We start from the raw sequence: 19565 nt of genomic DNA, 5'->3' as shown, positions 1-19565 counted from the left end.
TCCATACATGAGATTATATTATCTTATTTTAACTTTGTAAATCTTTTTTATCTTATTTTCTATTTTTTGCATTATTTCGTTAACAATTATATGAGATAAACTTTTATTTCGATCGTTAAAAATAAAATTAAAAGTTAAAGAATGTTCTTCAGAAGATATTTTAGGGCATTCATAAATATCTAAAAGTTCACATTGTAATAAAAAATCAGGCATATCTTCTATTAAAGTTTTTTTAATGTTTTCAAAAGAATATTTTTTAGAAACCCAAAAACTTAAGTCTCTTATAATAGAAGGAAATTTAGAAATATTTTGAAAAATATTTTTTTTAGAATGTTCTAAATATAATTTTTCTAAATCTATTTCCGCAATAAAACTCGTTTTTAAAGAATATAATTTTTCTAAAGAAGGATGAAGTTCACCAATGAAACCAATTTTTTTATTTTGATATAAAATATCAGCTTGTTTTCCAGGATGAAGATTAGAATAAAGAGAACTTTTTTTAAATTGAAAATCAATACCCAATAATAATCCTATTTTTTCTAAAATTCCTTTTAAGACGAAAAAAGAACTTTTTATATGAGAATTGCTCCAATTTTCTTTCCCTAAATAGCCACTTAAAGCTAACGATAAATGTAATTTTTCTTTTTCAGGATAATAAACTTTTCCTATTTCAAAAAAAGAATTATTATAATTGTCATGTTTTTGATTATAACTCAAATTTTGAATAATGCTTCCGCCCAAATGTTGTCTTAAAATTAATTGTTCTTGCGAAATAGGATTTATAACTTTAATATAATCAGATGAATGCGGAAATAAATTAAAAATTTGTTCATTCACTAAACTATAATTAATGACTTCAAAAAAACCTAAAATAGATAATAGATGTTTTATTTGATATATTTTTTCTTTTGAATTCTCTATTAAAACATGAGAAGAATTAATTAATTCTGATTGTTGAATTTTTTTGTAACTATAAGCCCTAACTAAATCAGAAAAAACATCTTCTGGTATTTTGACATCATGACGTCTTGAAGGTGCTTTTACTTTTAAACAATTATCATTTATTATTTGTATTTCGTATTCTAATCTAGTTAAAAAATCTATTACTTCTTTTTGAGAAAAAGAAATACCTATTTTATTATATAAATCATCTAAAGAAAAATAAATTTCTGGATTCGTTAAATTTTGAGTTTGAACATGTTTAATGTTAGATATTTTTAATTTTAAATTGGGTTCTATTTTTTTTAACAAAATAACAAAATAATCTAAAACTTTTTGTGTTAAAGAAGGATCAATACCTTTAACTAAACGTGCAGTTTTTTCATTTTCTATATTCATCCTCTTAGAAGTTTTCGAAATATTCAAAGAATTTAATAAAGTAGTAGTTATAATAATTTCTTTTGTTTGGGAATGAATGTTATTTTTTTGAGAATTTATTATCCCTGTTAAAGATAGAATATTATTTTTATTGACTGTTACTAAATTTGTCGTATCTAGGTTATATTTTTTATTGTTAGAACATACAAATATTTCTTCTTTGTGAGCGCTTCTGATTTGAATTTTTCTTTCATCTAATTTAGAAGCATCAAACGTTTCTATGGGAATACCATATTTAATTAACAATAAATTAGTGATATCTATGATATTATTAACCGAAGTTATTTCATGTATAAAAAGTAAATTTCTTAACCATAAAGGTGATGGTTTGACTTCGATATTTTTAATATAAAGCACATTATATTCTGAACAATTTTCGTTCATGATTTCAATTTCAAAAGGGTTTTTAATATTTTTTTCAATCGGTCGAGATAAATTATGATGAAATTGTAATTTATTAACATCATTAGATAAAATTTTTAAATCTTTAGTAAAACCTAAGTAAGATAATAAATCGCCTCTATCTGGTGTTATACTTAATTTCCATAAACCGCCTTGCAAAACTAGATAATCAGAAAATTTTGCCCCTACAGTAGCTTCATTATCTAAAAATAAAATACCTTTTTTTTCTTCTTCTGTTAAAAAAATTGGATCTAAACCTAATTCTTCCGCAGAACAAAGCATGCCTTTTGAATCTATACCAAAAATATTTTTATTTTCAATCAAAGTATTAGTTGATTTTATATAATGACCCGCTAAAGCAACTACTACTTTCCTCTTTGTTTCTTGTTCTAAATTAGAAGCGCCACAAACAATATTCAAAACATCATTTTTAATATTCACAGTCACTAAAGAGAGTTTTTTAGTACCAGTAATTTTTTTAAAATCAATAATTTCTCCTATAACTAAATATGGTTCAAATTCAAAATTATATGTTTTATCTATTTCAGTTATATGATCGTTAACTAATGATTTTAATTCGTTCCAATTATAATTATTGATAGAAAAAAATTCTAACAAAATTTTTTCTGTAATTATCATGATTTATTAAATACATCCTTAAATTTTTATATATCCATATCGGATATCATTTAAATAAATTGGTTTAAAAAACGAATATCATTATTATAAAAATGTCTAATATTTTGAATATTATATTTCAACATAGTAATTCTTTCGATACCTACACCAAAAGCTATTCCAGTATATTTAGAATTGTCAAAACCCCCATTTAATAAAACTTGAGGATGCATCAATCCAGCGCCTAAAATTTCTAAATAAACTTTTTTTTGATCTTTATTCGTAATCACTAAATCCACTTCAAAACTTGGCTTAGTAAAAGGAAAGTAAGAAGGGCGAAAGCGTAATTCTTGTTTTTCTCCAAAAATATGTTGAATAAAAGATACTATAGTTTGTTTTAATTCTATCAAATTAACTTTTGGACCGATAGCGAAACCATCTAATTGAGTGAATTGATGACTATGAGTATCATCGTCTTTATCTCGTCTATAAACTTTACCTGAAGAAATAATTTTTAAAGATTTATTTTTATTTTTTAACATATTGTGAATCTGAAAACTTGAAGTATGAGTTCTCAATAACAACTCAGGGTTAATATTTAAATAAAAAGAATCTTGCATATCTCTCGAAGGGTGCTCTTTGCCGATATTTAATAATTCAAAATTATAAAGATCCGACTCTATCTCTGTACCTTCATAAAGAGAATAACCTAATCCTAAAAAAAAATTTTCTATTTGTTGAATGGTTTGGTTCAAAGGATGGCTACATCCTTGAGGAAATTTATAAGAAGGGATAGTTACATCTATTTCTTCTTTTTGTAATCTTTGATTCAAAATTTCATTTTCTAAAAAAAATTTTTTTTCTTTAAATAAATTATTTATTTTTTGTTTAATTAAAAAAAATCTTTTTTTCATTTCTTTTTGAGTTTGGGTTTCAAATTTATCTACATTTTTCAAAATATCAAAAAAATAACCATTTTTTCCTATATAAATTGTTTCTAATTTAGTTAAATTATTTAAATCAGAAATTTTTTTTAATTCTGCAATAGATTTATCTTCTAATTCTTTTAAGATTTTATTTAATTCATTTATATTTGTGTACATTAAACAATTTTTTACTCTCTTTTAAATTTATCAATAATAATTTTTATTTATTTTCTTAAATCACACAAAATATAATATTTATTTTATAACAGTTAAATTTAAAAAATAAAAATTATTATATAAACATTTCGTTCATTTAAAAAAATTAATAAATATATAGAAATGAAATAAAAAATACTAATTTTAATTATTTAAAAAATATTTTTTTATAATTATTTATTTCGTTTTTAATAAAAAACTTTAATATCTTTAACTATATATTTTTTATATAAAAAAACAGAATATTTTTACTTTTTCATAACGAAAATATCTTCTGTCGTTTAATATATCGTTTGTATCTTTAATATATAGTATTATTATATATAATTTATGATAAAAATAATTTATTTTTATATTTTGTTAAACAATAAAAAAATAATATTTTTTTCACAAATCTAAATTATATAAAAAAGTCATTTGTTTAATTTTTGAAATAATTTTGAAAGCTTTAATTCCGTTGCTATAATCTGTAAAAGAATTTAAATATTTATCTAAACTTTCCAAATCAAAATTACTACTGAAAAAAGTGGGCATTTTATTTTCACAACGATAATGTAATAAAGGTAATAAAACTTCATCACGAAATAAAATATTCATATTTTCAGAACCTAAATCGTCCAAAAATAAACAAGAAATATTTTTTAATAAATGTATTTTTTTTTCTATAATATCATTATTAGCCCAAATATTTTTAAACTGTCTTACTAAGTCTGGGAAATATATAAATAATATTGGAATTTTTTTTTCAATTAAATTTTTAGCTAAACATTTTAAAAGAAAACTTTTCCCTGTTCCTATTCCGCCATACAAATACAAACCTTTTTCTATTTTGGAAAAATTCTTAATTATATCTTTGACATGTGTAAAAACTTTCTTTCTTATGATTGAATCTTTTTTGAAATCCGCTAATAAAAAATTATCTAAATTGAAATTATGATTAAAAAAAAGATGTTTTCGATATAATTCATTTTCAAATTCAATTTGTTCAGATTCATGAGTCGCTTGATATATTATAGTAATAGTAGGAGTTTTTTTCAAAACCATTTTATAACCTGGAATATTTTTTTTATCTTTGTTATGTAAATAATTATAAACTATAATAACCTCTTCATCTTTCATTTTTAAATCTTTAGTTTCTTTATTTTTTTGAATAAAATCTCTCATTTTTTTTAAATTTGATTCAAAAATAGAACACATAATAAAAATAACCACCTATTTTAATTTTTAAAACCTAAATCTTTTCTCATTTTATCGAACCATTGAGGACGATTTTTATTATTAAATTTATTATTATCGTTCCAAAATTGTTTATCTTCTGTTAAAAAATTATAAGCGGATTCTACTGTAACAATTCCTTTTTTCATCCATGAATCTAAAACAGTTTTAAAATAATTATAAGAAGTAGGAAATTTATCATCTTTCTTTTTTTTATTAAAAATATACATAAATAAGGCGTTAATAATCCCTATATCAACATTATTTTTTTTGATTAACTCAAAAGCTATATCGTATAAATCGAAACAAATATAAGTATTTTTCATAAAATTACTAATTATTCTATTAGGGTGAGAATTTTTTAAATAAAAAATCATTTCGTTTTCTTCGTTATCTATATTTTTTTTATTTACTTTGGTTAATCGGACATTATCTTTTAAATATTTGTTTTTAATATAAATTTTAAAATTATTTAAATCTGCATTATTATCTTCGTTATCACGAAAAAATTCTTTATATAATTTAGCCATTTTAACAGGGTTAATTTCATAAATAAAACTTAATTTTGTTATATATTCTATATTTTTCCACTCTAATAAAAAAGGTTTTTTAAATTTAGGAGTTAATTTATCCATGAATTCTTCATAATTAAAATATTTTTGAAAAAAAGAATTACTATTATTTTTTGTTTTATGAGAAAATTTAATAATATCTTTTTTAACATCTATTCGACGAAAACAATAAACATCAGAAAAATTTTTACTAATATTTTTATAATTTTCCGAAATAATATTTTCTTTTAAAAGAGGGGTAAATAAATTTTGTAATTGTAAAAACATCTCTTCCCCTACTTCGCTTAATAAAAATTGACTCAAAATAGGGTCTTGTAAAAATTCATCATAATTTAAAGGTTTTTTAATTAAATAAATTGTTTCTTTTTTATCGTTTTGAAAAGTTGATAATAAATTTATCGCTTCGAGTTTTTCTTTATATTTGGTAAAAATAACATCATCAATATTTAATAAATCAAATAAAAATTGATGACTATAATTAAATTGAGAATTAGTTGTTTTTTTCAAAAAATACAAAGTATTATAAAGTGCTAAAACGTTTGCCCCTGTTAAAGGTTGATAAAGAAAAAATAAAATTTTTTGTTCTTGTTCTGTTAAAAAAAAATCATTTTGTATACTAAATTTTTCCAAAAATAACAAAAAATCACCTCTTTTTTATATAAAATTATAAAATATTTTTTTGACATTGAGGGCAAAAATAAGTGCTTCTTCCACCTATCTTCTTTTTTTGGATAACTTCTGAACAAAAAACACAATTTTGTTTATCTTTTCTATATACTAACAATTTTTGTTGATAAGAACCTCTTTTACCTACGGCTTCGAAAGTGCTGATAGAAGTTCCACCGAATTCAATAGCTTTTTTCAAAACTTTTTTAGATATTGATATAATATTTTTAACTTGTTCTTTATTGAGATCGCAAGATAAAGTTTCTGGATTAATTTTAGCTAAAAATAAAATTTCACTAGCATAAATATTCCCTATTCCTGAAATTATTTTTTGATCTAATAAAATTTTTTTAATAGCTATTTTCTTTTTTTTAATTACTTGAAAAAATTTTTCGAAATCAATTAAAAAAGGATCTAAAGCTAATTGATTTAAACCACTAGCTATTAAATAATCTTCTTTTTTGTATAAAACAAAACGACCAAATTTACGAAAATCAAAATATCGTAAAACTCTATTTTCTGTTAAAATTATTCTAAAATTTTCATATTTATGCAATTGTCGACATTCATCTAAAAAATTAATATATATTTTCCCTTCCATTCTAAAATGACCAACTAAAACCCAATCAGATTCTAAAAAAAATAACAAAAATTTGCCTTTTCTTTGGATATCTAAAATTTTTTTATCTTTTAGCGCTTCTAAATTATAAACACTTTGGAAAGAAGGAGGATAAAAAATATTTATTTCTTTTATAACGTCTCCAAGTATTTTTTGTTTCAAACTAATAATAGTAGATTCTACTTCTGGTAATTCTGGCATATTTTTATAAAACCTTTTAATTTTCTGAAATATAATATTCGAAATATAATAAATAAAAAAATAAAAACCACCTATAAAAGATAGTTTTTATTTATCGTTCGTATTCTTGTTGAAATTTATCAATTATTAAAATATTTTTTTCATTACAATTCTCACAAAATTTTAACTTACCATTAAAAACTTTAATAAATTGTCCTGGTTGTAAAAAAAATTCTGGATTATCATCATCAATATGATCAAACTTAATTATTGCTTCTTTTATATAATAATCATCATTTTCAAAAACAAATTCCAAATTTGTTGTAAACCATTCTCTTTTTTTCTTTTGATTTTCTGTATCAATATATCTATTTTGAACTTTTATAACAAAATTATTTAATAAAATAGGCTTTTTTATATTTTGTTTCTTCTTTATCATATATAAAACAAAACTTTCTTTTTATTATTTTAATAATCTATATTAACTAATTTATATTAAAAAAATCATAATTATATTATTATTATAACTTAATATATAAAAAAAATTAAACTTTTAACTATACTAAATTTTTTTTATATTGTTAAAATAATAGGAATAATAATAGGTTTTCTCAAAGTTAATTCTAATATTTTAGGAGTTATAAAATCAATGATATGTTTTTTTAAATGATTTTTGTTTATTTTATCAAATTTTAATAAATAATTTTGAATATTTTTTTTTATATCTAAAGTTAATCTTTTCATTAACTCTTTATTACTTTTCATATAAATGAAACCACGAGAAAAAATCATAGGTAAATTTAATATTTTTTTATATTTTAAATTTAAACTTATAATAATCGAAAATAAACCTTCTTCGCTTAAAATTTTTCTTTCTTTCAAAATATTATTACCTAAATCTTCGGTTCCTGCATCATCAATATAAATATTTTTAGAATCTATTCTATTAACTTTTTTAATATACTCATTATCTATTTCAACTACATCTCCGTTATCTAAAACACAAGTATTTTCTGGTTTTACTCCGCATTCGGAAGCTAATTTTTTATGTGTTAATAACATTATATGTTCGCCATGAACAGGAATAAAAAATTTAGGTTTAACTAAATTAAGTAATAATTTTAAATCACTTTGACTAGCGTGTCCTGATGTATGTGTATTAACAACAGCTCCATGAGTAATCACTTCAATGTCCATCTTAAAAAGTAAATCTAAAATTTTATTAATGCTATCTTGATTTCCTGGAATAGGAGAAGAGGAAAAAATAACAGTATCTTTTTGTATAAGTTTTATTTGTCTATGGATACCATGCGCCATTCTACTTAAAGCAGCTAAAGGTTCGCCTTGTGAACCAGTACAAAGTAAAGTGATATTTGGATATTTACCAATATTATTATTATCTATGATGGCATCTTTAGGAATTTTTAAATAATTATTTTTTATTCCTGTCTCAATAGATTTCTCCATGCTTCTTCCAAAAACAGCTATTTTTCTACCAGTCAAAATACTCGCTTCAATAATTTGTTTAATACGATAAAAATTAGAAGCGAAAGTAACAATGATTATTCTTCCTTTTATTTTATAAAAAAGTTGATTAATCGTTTTTCCAATTTCACTTTCAGATTCGATAACTCCTTTGTTTTGAGCATTGGTAGAGTCTGAAAAAAAACATAAAACATTTTTTTTTCTTAATTCTAATATTTTATCATATTCAGCTAAAGGTCCTACTGGAGTATGATCGATTTTAAAATCACCTGTATAAAAAAGAACTCTTCCTTTGTTTTCGAAAACAATACCAAAAGTATCAGGGATAGAATGATTCATTCTAATAAAAGAAACTACTGTATTTTCAAATTTTAATTCAGAACTTTCAACATATCGAATCATAATAGGAATATATTTATTTAATTTATGTTCGGCTAATTTATTTTCAATCAAATAATAAGCTATTCCAGAAACAAAAATTTTAGGAATTTTGATTTTTTTTAGTAAAAAAGGAATTCCACCAATGTGATCTTCATGACCATGAGTAATAAAAAGCCCTACAATTTTATTTTCATTTTTTAATAAATATTCATAATTAGGAATAACATAATTAATTCCTAAAAAAGAATCACTAAAAAAAGAAATTCCAGAATCAACAATAAATATTTTTTGTTCGATTTCGAAAACATACATATTTTTTCCGACTTCGCCTAAACCGCCTAAAGCGCAAAACGATATATCACTTTTTTTAATTTCAGGAGCGTTATCTATGTTTTTTAATAAATCCATTTTAACACCTTTCTTTTTTTGATTAAATTTAGGAAAAATAATTTAATCAACAATTATTAAAGCAGAAATAATAATTGGTTTTTTTTTAGTTGATTTATAGATAAATTTAATCAATTCTTCTTTTAAATAATTTTTAAACTCGCTCCATTTAGAAATTTTATAATTTGCTAAAAATTCTTCTATTTTTTGATAAAAAATCTTTTTTAAATCTTCTATGACTGGAGTAATTTTATTTTTGTCTAAAAAACCTTGACTAGTAAATTCAATATTTCCCAAAATCTTTTTCATTCTTAAACTGATGTTGCAAGTGATTATAATAACACCGTCATTAGCTAAAACTTCACGGTCTCTAATGATATAATCGTTACCTTCTAAAACAGGAGTACCATCGATTAAAAATTCTCCTATTTTTTTGCAAAAACTTTTTTGAATGTGAGTTTTATTTTGAAGATCGTAAACCCAATTATCACCATTTTCTAACATCAAAATTTTATCTTCTGGATAATTAAAATTTTTAGCCATTTTTTTCATTTGATATTGATGACGATATTCGCCAGCTATAGGTAAAATAAACTGTGGTTGTAATAAATTTAAAATTAATTTAAAATTTTCTTCGTAATTATAAGAAGTAGATAATAAATCCTTAACTAGTACGTCAACTAAAAATCCATTTCTAGCCAAACTATCTAAAGTTTTTCCTTGTATTTTATCTATTCCTGTTACATTTATAGATAATAATAAAATTTTATCTTTGGAATTTAATCTCATCAAACGATCTGTTTGTTTGCACATTCTTTGCAATCTATACAAAGGTTCAAAACGTTTTCCTACTATAATAACTACTAAATTTTTATATTTTAAATAATCTTCCATTCTTTTTAAATTAATAAAATAATCACTAGGAATTTTTAAATAACCTTTTTTAAGAGCAACATCTATAATCGGTTCATTTTTAACCCCTAATAAAACAATTTTTAATTTAAATTCAACGGCTATATCAATAACTAATTGTATTCTTAATAAATCTGGAATAAGAAAAGAAATAAGAATATTATTTTCTATACTAGCAAAATAACTACTCAAATAATGTTCTAAAATTTCTTCTTTATTTTGGGTACCGACATTAAAAGCTCCTTGAGAAGATATCAACAAAGCTAAAACTTTTTTAGTATTTAATTTAGCTAAAGATAAAAAATTAGTTTGAAAATTTAAATTTTTAGATTGTGAAAAATGCATTTCACTAATATAAACTATATTTCCTGCTGTAGTCTCAAAAGATAAACCTAAAGTTTCTGGTAAAAAATGAGATATACCAAAAAAAGAGACTTTAGAATCTTTAAAATCAATTAAAGAATTCTCGTTAACTACTTTAAAAACGACATCTTTTTTATAAAAATCATCATTATTTCGTTCTAAATTTATTTTTAAAATATCAATAACAAAATTAGAAGCAAAAACAGGAGCTTTTAAGTATTTAATCAAATAAGGCAAAGAACCACAATGAGTTTCTAAAGCAGAAGTAATAAAAATTCCTTTGATTTTATCTTTTATATTATCTAGAACTGTATATTCAGGAATAATAGAATCTATACCGCGCAAAGAAGAAACATTAGGATATTTTAAACCTGTATCTAAAACAAAATATGAAGATTTAATCCTTAATAAATATAAATTTTTGCCATTTTCTCCTACCCCGCCTAATACAGAAAAACCAATATCTTGCATTGCAAAAACTCCTTGTTTATATTGTTTTAAAAAAATAAAAATATATCAAAAAAAAATTATAATATAGAATGTTACGATCATTTTTTAAAAATAAATTTATATAAAATTTTCAGAAAGTAAGAAAAATCTCAAATGTTTCAATACCCTTTTAGTAAAAAAAAAGAAAATAACCAAATAATAAATAAAACCAGATTAGGAAAAACTTTAGAACAAAATATTGATTTAACTAATGACTTTTATAGAGAAAAAAATATAGCTATGATTTTTAAAAACGAAATTCCTATAAAAATAGTTAAAGTTAAATATTTAATAAGACAACAAGCGAAAATAACAGAAGCTTATTATAATAAAAAATCTTTACCTGATTATCAAGGCATTTATAAAGGTCGATATTTGTGTTTTGATACAAAAGAAACTAATAATCTTAATAATTTCCCTTTATCTAATGTGCCATCACATCAAATAGATATTTTAGACAAAATAAAAAAATTTAACGGTATATCATTTTTTATTATCAATTTTAAAAAAAAAAATAAATATTTTTATATGCCGATAGAATTTTTAATTAATTATTTAAAAACAAACACTAAAAAAAGTATAAATTATGAAATTTTCCAAAAAGAATTATATGAAATAAATTTTTCTTATTATCCTAAATTAGATTATATTAAAATAGTTAATCATTTTATATAAAAATAGATATTTTATTCTAAATCAAAATATTCAATATTATCTTTTAAAATATATTTTATAAAATATAAAATAACACCAATAATTAAATTATTTAAACAAACCGCCAACATCTGATATAAAAAAAGCCCTTTACCAGTATCTGGAATGGAAAAAATAGAATGTTCCTTTTCGTGTTCCTCATGGTCATGATGATATTCATTTTTATGAATGATCGAATCAAACGATTCCTTGTTATAAAATAAAGAAATAAATAAAGCATAAGAAAAGATTTGAATAATAGTTATTATTATCATACTCTTAAAAATATCTTTATTTTTATATAAACTTTTTAATTTTTTTTTATCACAAGAACGAAATAACCCTGTTAAAGAACAAGTTAAATAAGGAATTATAAAGAAAAAAAATAAAAAATATATATAACCTTTTTCCTTGCCGCTTAATAAATTAGTAAAAGACCAACTATATCCACTTTCAAAAATAATATGGATAATAGTATACAACAAATTAGCAAAAAAACTATATTTAAAACCAACTAAAAAACCTATCAAATAAAGTGGTAATAATTCTAACTTTAATAAAGAATTAGCGCAATTATGAGATTGCAAAATAAACTTAGTTAATAATATTTCTGTAATAAAGGAAATTGATAAAAAAAAGGAAATAATTATTATTTTTTGTAATAAAAACTTTTTCATTTTTATTTTATTTTTATTTTTTTATGCCTTTCTTTTGTTCCAACCATCATAAATATTTATATTTATAAATATTTCTATAAAAAACATAATATAATTCATTCTTAGTCAATATCCAAAAAATTATCCGAAAATAAAAATATTTTATTTAATCTATCAAAAAAAATATTCATTTTTTATTAAAAATTTAACTAAATATTAAAAATATCAAATATAAATTTACTTTTTTATACCGACGATAAACCAATATATAAATTATTAATATAAAAAAATGATTAAAAAAATATAAATAACATTATCTATTTTTAAAAAATTTTTACTTTTAACAAAATAAAAATTTTTTAAAAAAGAATTTTGACAAATTAAATTTGTTCGTAAGAAACAGAAAATAAATTAATTTGAGGATATCCTTCTAACAATCTAGAAATAGGGCATTTTTTATGAGTTAATTCGGTAATTGCTTTAGTCTCTTCGATAGATAAATCTTTAATACCACAAAATAAATCAATTTGAAAAAAATATCCCTTTTGATCTTTTAAAGTTTTGCATAAAATTTTAACTTTAACGTCTAATGGTTTTCCTTTTCTAATAGATACTATTTTTGTAGCTGTTTTATAAAAACAAAAAATCAAAGATAAACAAAAAAGTTCATTAGGTTTACTATAATCATCTACATCATTCATAAAAGGAGAAACCATTTTAGTTTTTAACCCATTTTTAATGATTCCAATGTCTTGAAATTTTTCTTCATGGTAAGCAATAATTTGAAATCCACTCATAATCTGTTTTCTTTCTGTATCTGTTTTATAAAAAAAATAAATAAAAATATCATTATCCTAAATATATTTTTCTCAAAAATAAATCTTTTTGAATTAAATTAAAAATTTTTTTATTTAAAACACAAATAAATTGCAAAGAATTTTTTTTATTTTCTTCTAATTTAATTACTATTCCTAGCTGTAACCATTTTTTAGTAATAAAATGTTCTTTTGTTAAAGGAAAATTTCGGTCTTTGTATTCATTCACAACAGATTTTAACAAATCTTTTTCAAAATTCTTTATTTTTAATAAATATTTTTTTATATTTTTTTTTTCAAAAAAATTATATAAAAAATTCATCAAAACGGAAACAAATAAACCAAATAAAAAAAATAATAGTATTAGTGTTACACAATTCATAAATTTTATTTACTTCTGGTTCGTTATATTAGACATAATTTGTTTTACTTGTTTTTCGCTTGGATTACGTCCCATATGCTTAAACATCATTTTTATTTGTTTTTCTGTAATAGGTGGATTTTTAGTTAAATATTTTTTAAAAAAGAAAAAAGTAATTACCGCACCGACTAAAATACCTATAAAAAAAAATAAAAAACCCCACAAATTAATCATAATTAATTTACTTATCCTTTTTTTATAATTTAATTTTATCAAATAAAAATTTATATTTATTATTAATGTTAAAATTAACTAAATAATATCTTAAAATTATAAAAAATTTGATAAAATTTAAAATCAAAAGTTATTAATAAAATAGTATTACAAAATTTGAACAATGGAATAGATAAAAAAATAAAAATTAAAAATAAATTTATAATAATTTTATATTTTTATACTATTTATATTATAGTAAATTTTTGTCGAAAAATATTATTATAATATAAAACACTTCAAATTAAATCTTTATTTAAAACTAAAAATTAAATTAATTTCATAATATTAAGTTATGATCGAAAATTAATAAAACTTTAAAAAATAATATTACAATTAAATTAACAAAAAAAATAAATACTATATTTCTTTTTTTTAAAAAATTTTTTTAAAAAAAAATAAAAATGTAATTATTTATTATCTTTTTTTAAAAAAATCTTCATCAATAAAATAAAATGATTTATTAGTTTATCAAAAAAATAAATAATTTCTTTTCTGATTATATTCATGGGTTAATCAAAATAAAAATCAAAAATAATTTTCATTTTTTATAAATGCGATATTGATACAAATTTATAAATAATCATTTTATTGAATTTTTTTTAATCTATTCTATCTTTAAACCCCTCTATTTTCATTTAAATAAATGAAAATAGAGAGATTTTTAAAGTGTGTTTCATTTTTGATAATAAATAAAATGTTATATTTATTATCAAAGAAAAGAAGAAATTTTTTTCTTCTTTTCTTTGATAATAACAATTTTTTTATTTTAATTTATTAAAATAAAAAATATATCAAATTATCCAAAAATGAATTTTCTATTAAAAAAATTTTTATTAATTTTTATAAATATTTGTGTTTTCCGATTTTGATATAAAAATAACTTTATTATATTATAAATTAAATTTATCTTTTTTAAAAAATTAAATATTAAATTTATGTTATTAATTAAAAAAAGACAAAAAATTAAAAATAATTTTTTGTCTTTTATGATAACTATTTAATTTATATTTTTTTTCATTCTTAAACAATTCAAAATAACTAATAAAGTACTACCTTCATGAATTATAACTGCAGCTACCATGTTAACACATGAAAAAAAATTAAGTATAGAACATATAACTATTGTTGTAATAGCGAAAAAAATATTTTGCCATACTATTTTTTTTAATTTTTTAGATACTTTATGAGTATATACTATCTTATTAAGATCGTTTTTTATAAGTATAATATCTGCAATATCGACGGCAACATCACTTCCTTCTTTTAAAGAAATAGAAACGTCTGAATTAGCTAAAGCAGGAGCATCATTTACTCCGTCGCCCACCATTGCTACATTATGATATTTTTTTTTCATTACATCAATATATTTTTTTTTATCTTCTGGTAAACAATCAAAATAAACATAATCCAAACCTAAATAAGAACTAATATTTTTAGCCACTTTTTCATTATCGCCCGTCAACATAGTTGTAATAATATTATTGTTAGAAAAATATGCAACCATATCCCGAGATTCTGATCGGATAACATCTTTTAAAGCGATAATCATAATGATATTATCGTTATGACTAAAACAAATAATTGTGTTTCCATCTTGAAAAAAATCGTCTATTTTAGATTGTATTTGCGAAGGGATATTTTTATAATAACTATATTTAAATATTTTATAATTATTATTATATTCATCTTGCGATTCAATTCCTACACCTATAACATTTAAAATTTTTAATTTTAAGCAAGATTCTAATTTAAAATTATATTTTAAATATTTTTTGATTGAAAAAGAAACTGGATGATTCGATTCTTGAATCATAACGGATAAAATATTTAAATATTTTGTTTTTTGTTCTTCTGAAATATCGGAATCAAAAACAATATCATTAATCTGAATTTCTCCTTTGCTCAAAGTGCCTGTTTTATCAAAAGCGATAGCGCCGATATCTGAAAAAACACTCAAAGATTGATGTTGTTTAAGTAAAACACCTTTTTTAGCTAAATGAGTAATAGCAGAAAGAGAAGCAGGAATATCAGCAACAATCAAAGCGCAAGGAGAACTTATTGTTAAAAAAACTATACTTTTATAAAAAATTCCATCCTTATCCCAATATTTTATCGGACCAAAAAGTTCAAAAAAATTTATTATAAAACCGCCTAAAATCGCAATCGCGGTTATGAAAATAATTATTTTGACATATATAGGTTCTAATTTTTTAATAAAAGATGCTTTTTTAGATACATTATTTTGAATTTTATAAGTTGTTTCAACTATTTTAAAAAAAACATTTTCGTCGGCTTTCGTAATGATTTTTATTATTAAAGTTTGAGTTAAGTTAATATTGCTACCAAAAACTCGATCACCTACTGTTTTATCAACAGGAACACTTTCGCCCGTAATAGAAGATTCATCAATAGAAGAAGAACCAGAAATAATAATACCATCAGAAGGAATTTGTTCGCCGTTCAATACTAAAACTTTATCGCCTATCTCTAAATCATTAACATTTATTAATTCAAAATCATTATTTTTTTTTAACAATTTAGCTTTTTCAGGGATAATGTTCAAAAGTTTTTTTATTTCTTTCTGATTTTTGCTCTCTACATATTCTTCTAAAAAATTAGCTCCTCCAAAAATAATAATTAACAAAACAGATTCATTTAAACTTTTCAAATATAATGAACCTAAAGAAGATAAAATCATCAAAATATGTATATTAAATGTTATTTTTTTATTTTTTTTACTATCTTTATAAACTTTAACAATTCCTTCTTTTATAACAGAGAAACCTGTTAAAAAAAGAATCAGTAAAGCAAAAAACCATTTAAATAACCAAAGATTGTCAAAAGATATTAAATCTGAATTTAAAGGGATAAAAATAAAAAAATAAATAAACAAACCTATAAAAAAAGAATAAATACTTTTGTATGATATTTGATTTTCAGAGCAACAATTATTTTTTCTATATTTTCGAAAATCATTATTCATAAATAATCAACTTTCTTTAATAAATTCTTAATAATAATTAAAAAATATCTTTTTCAACAACTTGTTCTTGGTTTTCGTTCACTTCTTGAAAAGCTTCAATCACACTAGACTCTATTTTTTGTCTTGTTTCTTTATTAATTGGATGTGCTATATCAACGTAAATACCTTTGGAATTTTTAATACTTGGCATTGCTATAAAAATACCTTTTTCACCATCAATAACTTTAATTCCATGAACAACAAAACAATTATTTAAAGTAATAGAAATTTTACCTTTTAATCTAGTTTTGCTATTAGGATATAAATTAACTTTTACATTTGTAACTGCTAATTCTTCTTCTTTTTCTGTATTAATTGCAGCTTCTATTTTTGATTCATTTGTATCAATCATTTCTTGAAATTTGGTTTTCACAGTTGTTTCAATCATTTCTCTGGTTTCTTTATTAATTGGGTGAGCAACATCAACATAAACACCTTTAGTATTTTTGATGCTAGGCATCGCTATTAAAAGTCCTGTTTCTCTTTCGATAACTTTAATATTATGAACAACAAAACAATTATTTAATGTAACAGATGCAATTGCTTTTAATCTACTTTGTTGATTAGTATATAAATTTACTTTTATGTAAGTAATCATCATTTGATATATATTCCCTTATTATATTTTTTTTATCTTAATAGTTAAATTATTATAATTCACTACCCACTATAAAATATAGTAACATAATATTTATGAAAACATTTTTTTTACTTAATATATTTTATAAATAGATAATTTCATTACTTAAAAAAATCAAAAAAAAGAGAAGTTATTTTTTGGAATCTTTCAATATCTATTTCTTCAGCTCTAATATTCGAAGGTATTTGATATTTTTCTAAAAAAGATATAATTTGAGACTTAGAAATATTAAAATTTTTACTTAAATTATTTAATAAATTTTTTCTTTTTTGTTGAAAAGATGCTTTAATAAATTTCAAAAAATCTGTTTCAATAAATTCTCTTTGTTTCTCTTCTAAATGTATTTTATCGAATTTCAAAACAATACCATCTACTTTAGGTGTAGGGAAAAACATATTTTTGTTAACTATTTTTATTTTAGAAATTTTAGTTAAAGTTTGGACTAAAACACTTAAAGCGTTATAATCTTTGGTTTTCGAAGGACTTATTAATCTTAAACCGACTTCTTTTTGGACCATAATAATAAAAGTTTTTATTCGCTTAGTTAATAAAACCTTAAATAAAATAGGAGTGGTAATATAATAAGGTAAATTTCCTATTAAAATTATCTCTTCTTCTTGAAAATATTTATCGAAATCTTTTTCTAAATCACGTGATAAAAAATCATCATAAATAATATTAATTTTATCATTAGAACCAAAATTCAAAAAACATTTCAAATCAGAATCAATTTCGTAAGCTAACAATCTTTTAGATTTTTCTAATATTAAACGTGTTAAAATGCCTTTTCCTGGGCCTATTTCTACAACATTTTCCTCTTCTAAATTAGATTTTTTAACTATGAAATTCAATAAATTCAAATCTTTTAAAAAATTTTGACCATATTTTTTTTTAAAAACATGTTTTTTATTCATTATGTAAGTTTTTATCTCTATAAAAAAAATAAAAATCTGTTTTTTTTATTTTTTCATCTAACAATTTTTTTATAATTGTATTTGTTTTATCTAATGTAATATTGTCGAATTTATTATTTTCATAAATCAAAATTTTATCTTTTTTTTGGTCATAAATTATTTTTTTTGTATTATCAATTTTATTCTCTTTTTTATAATTATAAATATAATATCTACTATCTTCCTCTGAATAATTAAACTTTTTTTTGATTTTTTCTTCATCTTTAGTATGTAGCCAAATATTACGATTTAAAAAATCATTAGATAAATTAACTAAAATTGCATCTTTTTCATTTTTTAAAAACATAATCAAAGTATTTATATAATTATCGTTCATTTGCAAATATAAAGAAATATCATTTGATTTAGAGTCAATAAATTTTTTAAATAATGTTAAAATACCATTATTTTTTAAATTTTCAAAATCATATTTTTGATGAAACAAATAATTTATTCTTTCAAATAATTTAATAAAAATAGCTGTATATCCTAAAACTTTTTTATTATTATACAATCTACAATACATATGATAACGACTAATTAAATAATTTTCTATCGAACAAATAACACTCTTATTAAAGACAATATTTTGATTTTTATCATCTATTTCTATTTTTCTCATCAAATAATTAACATCAATATTACCGTAACTAATGCCAGAAAAAAATGAATCTCTTTTTAAATAATCTAATCTATCAAAATCTAAAGAACTAGTTATTAATTGTTCAATTAAAGGGAATTTACTTTTTTTTAAAATAATATCAGCGATATCATTTTTAAAATCTTTATCTATTTCATCTAAAATACTAACTATTTCTAGATTTTCTTTAATTATTTGAACACTTTTTCTTTCATGATTAATTTTCGCGATTTGTTCAAATGCATGAGAAAAAGGACCATGACCGACATCATGTAATAAAGATGTAGTTAATAAAAGCAATTCTTCTCTTTTATTAAACATTTTTTCATTTATTTCTATAAACCTTCTGGCTAATTCATACACTCCTAAACTATGACTAAAACGAGAATGTTCGGCGCAATTAAAAACAATATTAACGAAACTAAGTTGTTTTATTTTTTTTAACCTCTGTAAAGGTTGAGTATTTATTAATTTTTTTAAAACAACATAGTCTATAAAAATAAAACCATAAATAGGATCTGTAAATACTTGTAATTTTTTAATTTTATCAATTGTTATATCTGATTGTTTTTTTGTTTGATTTAAATATTTCATTATTATTTGATATTGTTAAAAAATTTCTTTCTATCGTTTATTTATATATTATAAATTAATACAATTTATAAACAATATTTTTAAAAAATTTAAAACCAAAAATAAAT

17 protein-coding genes and 1 pseudogene are annotated in these 19565 nt (G+C 20.8%); 1 reads left to right on the top strand and 17 read right to left on the bottom strand.

From position 1 onward, the window contains the following. Positions 1 to 18: 18 nt before the first annotated feature. The 8 genes from pheT to LFWB_RS03630 form a co-directional block, all read right to left on the bottom strand. Entirely contained in the window at positions 19 to 2418 is a 2400-nt protein-coding gene (pheT, locus tag LFWB_RS03665; protein WP_210954679.1) for a phenylalanine--tRNA ligase subunit beta, read from the bottom strand. 50 nt (positions 2419 to 2468) lie between these two features. Then, the gene (gene pheS, locus LFWB_RS03660; RefSeq protein WP_210954678.1) at positions 2469 to 3500 is read right to left on the bottom strand and encodes a phenylalanine--tRNA ligase subunit alpha; all 1032 of its coding nucleotides are present in this window, start codon (positions 3498 to 3500) and stop codon (positions 2469 to 2471) included. A 426-nt stretch (positions 3501 to 3926) separates the two neighbouring features. After that, the gene (locus tag LFWB_RS03655) at positions 3927 to 4736 is read right to left on the bottom strand and encodes an ATP-binding protein (RefSeq protein ID WP_210954677.1); all 810 of its coding nucleotides are present in this window, start codon (positions 4734 to 4736) and stop codon (positions 3927 to 3929) included. A 20-nt stretch (positions 4737 to 4756) separates the two neighbouring features. Next, complete coding sequence (locus tag LFWB_RS03650; RefSeq protein WP_210954676.1) at positions 4757 to 5965, bottom strand: DnaD domain protein; 1209 nt, start codon at positions 5963 to 5965, stop codon at positions 4757 to 4759. 25 nt (positions 5966 to 5990) lie between these two features. Further along, complete coding sequence (mutM, locus tag LFWB_RS03645) at positions 5991 to 6812, bottom strand: DNA-formamidopyrimidine glycosylase (protein WP_210954675.1); 822 nt, start codon at positions 6810 to 6812, stop codon at positions 5991 to 5993. Positions 6813 to 6903: 91 nt separating this feature from the next. After that, complete coding sequence (locus LFWB_RS03640; protein ID WP_210954674.1) at positions 6904 to 7230, bottom strand: hypothetical protein; 327 nt, start codon at positions 7228 to 7230, stop codon at positions 6904 to 6906. Between the two features lie 134 nt (positions 7231 to 7364). After that, entirely contained in the window at positions 7365 to 9065 is a 1701-nt protein-coding gene (locus LFWB_RS03635) for a ribonuclease J (protein WP_210954673.1), read from the bottom strand. 42 nt (positions 9066 to 9107) lie between these two features. Beyond that, a complete protein-coding gene (locus tag LFWB_RS03630; RefSeq protein WP_210954672.1) occupies positions 9108 to 10790 on the bottom strand; it encodes a ribonuclease J in 1683 nt (560 codons plus the stop codon). Positions 10791 to 10922: 132 nt separating this feature from the next. On the opposite strand from LFWB_RS03630, the gene recU reads away from it, so the two are divergent. Beyond that, a complete protein-coding gene (gene recU, locus LFWB_RS03625) occupies positions 10923 to 11483 on the top strand; it encodes a Holliday junction resolvase RecU (protein ID WP_210954671.1) in 561 nt (186 codons plus the stop codon). Positions 11484 to 11494: 11 nt separating this feature from the next. On the opposite strand, the gene LFWB_RS03620 is transcribed toward recU, so the two are convergent. The 9 genes and pseudogenes from LFWB_RS03620 to LFWB_RS03580 all read right to left on the bottom strand — a co-directional run bounded on the left by LFWB_RS03620 (position 11495) and on the right by LFWB_RS03580 (position 19458). Further along, the gene (locus LFWB_RS03620; RefSeq protein WP_210954670.1) at positions 11495 to 12178 is read right to left on the bottom strand and encodes an ECF transporter S component; all 684 of its coding nucleotides are present in this window, start codon (positions 12176 to 12178) and stop codon (positions 11495 to 11497) included. Between the two features lie 359 nt (positions 12179 to 12537). Beyond that, positions 12538 to 12954, bottom strand: a complete 417-nt coding sequence (locus LFWB_RS03615) for an OsmC family protein (protein ID WP_246454218.1) — start codon at positions 12952 to 12954, stop codon at positions 12538 to 12540. Between the two features lie 52 nt (positions 12955 to 13006). Beyond that, positions 13007 to 13354, bottom strand: a complete 348-nt coding sequence (locus LFWB_RS03610; RefSeq protein WP_210954669.1) for a hypothetical protein — start codon at positions 13352 to 13354, stop codon at positions 13007 to 13009. 9 nt (positions 13355 to 13363) lie between these two features. Beyond that, positions 13364 to 13567 carry a YneF family protein gene (locus LFWB_RS03605; protein ID WP_210954668.1) on the bottom strand — a complete coding sequence of 68 codons (204 nt, stop codon included), beginning with the start codon at positions 13565 to 13567 and terminating at the stop codon, positions 13364 to 13366. Positions 13568 to 14606: 1039 nt separating this feature from the next. Beyond that, positions 14607 to 16592, bottom strand: coding sequence for a heavy metal translocating P-type ATPase (locus LFWB_RS03600; protein WP_210954667.1), 1986 nt, complete (start codon positions 16590 to 16592; stop codon positions 14607 to 14609). A 37-nt stretch (positions 16593 to 16629) separates the two neighbouring features. Further along, a complete protein-coding gene (locus tag LFWB_RS03595; RefSeq protein WP_210954953.1) occupies positions 16630 to 16983 on the bottom strand; it encodes a SpoVG family protein in 354 nt (117 codons plus the stop codon). Between the two features lie 12 nt (positions 16984 to 16995). Further along, positions 16996 to 17229, bottom strand: a pseudogene (locus LFWB_RS03590) (SpoVG family protein); the annotation flags it as partial. 143 nt (positions 17230 to 17372) lie between these two features. Further along, a complete protein-coding gene (gene rsmA, locus LFWB_RS03585) occupies positions 17373 to 18185 on the bottom strand; it encodes a 16S rRNA (adenine(1518)-N(6)/adenine(1519)-N(6))-dimethyltransferase RsmA (protein WP_210954666.1) in 813 nt (270 codons plus the stop codon). Further along, the gene (locus tag LFWB_RS03580; protein ID WP_210954665.1) at positions 18178 to 19458 is read right to left on the bottom strand and encodes an HD domain-containing protein; all 1281 of its coding nucleotides are present in this window, start codon (positions 19456 to 19458) and stop codon (positions 18178 to 18180) included. The genes rsmA and LFWB_RS03580 overlap by 8 nt, the downstream gene beginning before the upstream one ends. Positions 19459 to 19565 lie beyond the last annotated feature (107 nt).

It is taken from the genome of Candidatus Phytoplasma luffae (assembly GCF_018024475.1).
Lineage (GTDB): Bacteria > Bacillota_I > Bacilli_A > Acholeplasmatales > Acholeplasmataceae > Phytoplasma > Phytoplasma luffae.
This window is presented reverse-complemented; position numbering and strand designations above follow the sequence as displayed.

Bases quoted from the DNA above. Each gene is read 5' to 3' on its own strand.
- pheT (WP_210954679.1), bottom strand. From the start codon at position 2,418: ATGATAATTACAGAAAAAATTTTGTTAGAATTTTTTTCTATCAATAAT.
- pheS (WP_210954678.1), bottom strand. From the start codon at position 3,500: ATGTACACAAATATAAATGAATTAAATAAAATCTTAAAAGAATTAGAA.
- LFWB_RS03655 (WP_210954677.1), bottom strand. From the start codon at position 4,736: ATGTGTTCTATTTTTGAATCAAATTTAAAAAAAATGAGAGATTTTATT.
- mutM (WP_210954675.1), bottom strand. From the start codon at position 6,812: ATGCCAGAATTACCAGAAGTAGAATCTACTATTATTAGTTTGAAACAA.
- LFWB_RS03640 (WP_210954674.1), bottom strand. From the start codon at position 7,230: ATGATAAAGAAGAAACAAAATATAAAAAAGCCTATTTTATTAAATAAT.
- LFWB_RS03635 (WP_210954673.1), bottom strand. From the start codon at position 9,065: ATGGATTTATTAAAAAACATAGATAACGCTCCTGAAATTAAAAAAAGT.
- LFWB_RS03630 (WP_210954672.1), bottom strand. From the start codon at position 10,790: ATGCAAGATATTGGTTTTTCTGTATTAGGCGGGGTAGGAGAAAATGGC.
- recU (WP_210954671.1), top strand. From the start codon at position 10,923: ATGTTTCAATACCCTTTTAGTAAAAAAAAAGAAAATAACCAAATAATA.
- LFWB_RS03620 (WP_210954670.1), bottom strand. From the start codon at position 12,178: ATGAAAAAGTTTTTATTACAAAAAATAATAATTATTTCCTTTTTTTTA.
- LFWB_RS03615 (WP_246454218.1), bottom strand. From the start codon at position 12,954: ATGAGTGGATTTCAAATTATTGCTTACCATGAAGAAAAATTTCAAGAC.
- LFWB_RS03610 (WP_210954669.1), bottom strand. From the start codon at position 13,354: ATGAATTGTGTAACACTAATACTATTATTTTTTTTATTTGGTTTATTT.
- LFWB_RS03605 (WP_210954668.1), bottom strand. From the start codon at position 13,567: ATGATTAATTTGTGGGGTTTTTTATTTTTTTTTATAGGTATTTTAGTC.
- LFWB_RS03600 (WP_210954667.1), bottom strand. From the start codon at position 16,592: ATGAATAATGATTTTCGAAAATATAGAAAAAATAATTGTTGCTCTGAA.
- LFWB_RS03595 (WP_210954953.1), bottom strand. From the start codon at position 16,983: ATGATTGATACAAATGAATCAAAAATAGAAGCTGCAATTAATACAGAA.
- rsmA (WP_210954666.1), bottom strand. From the start codon at position 18,185: ATGAATAAAAAACATGTTTTTAAAAAAAAATATGGTCAAAATTTTTTA.
- LFWB_RS03580 (WP_210954665.1), bottom strand. From the start codon at position 19,458: ATGAAATATTTAAATCAAACAAAAAAACAATCAGATATAACAATTGAT.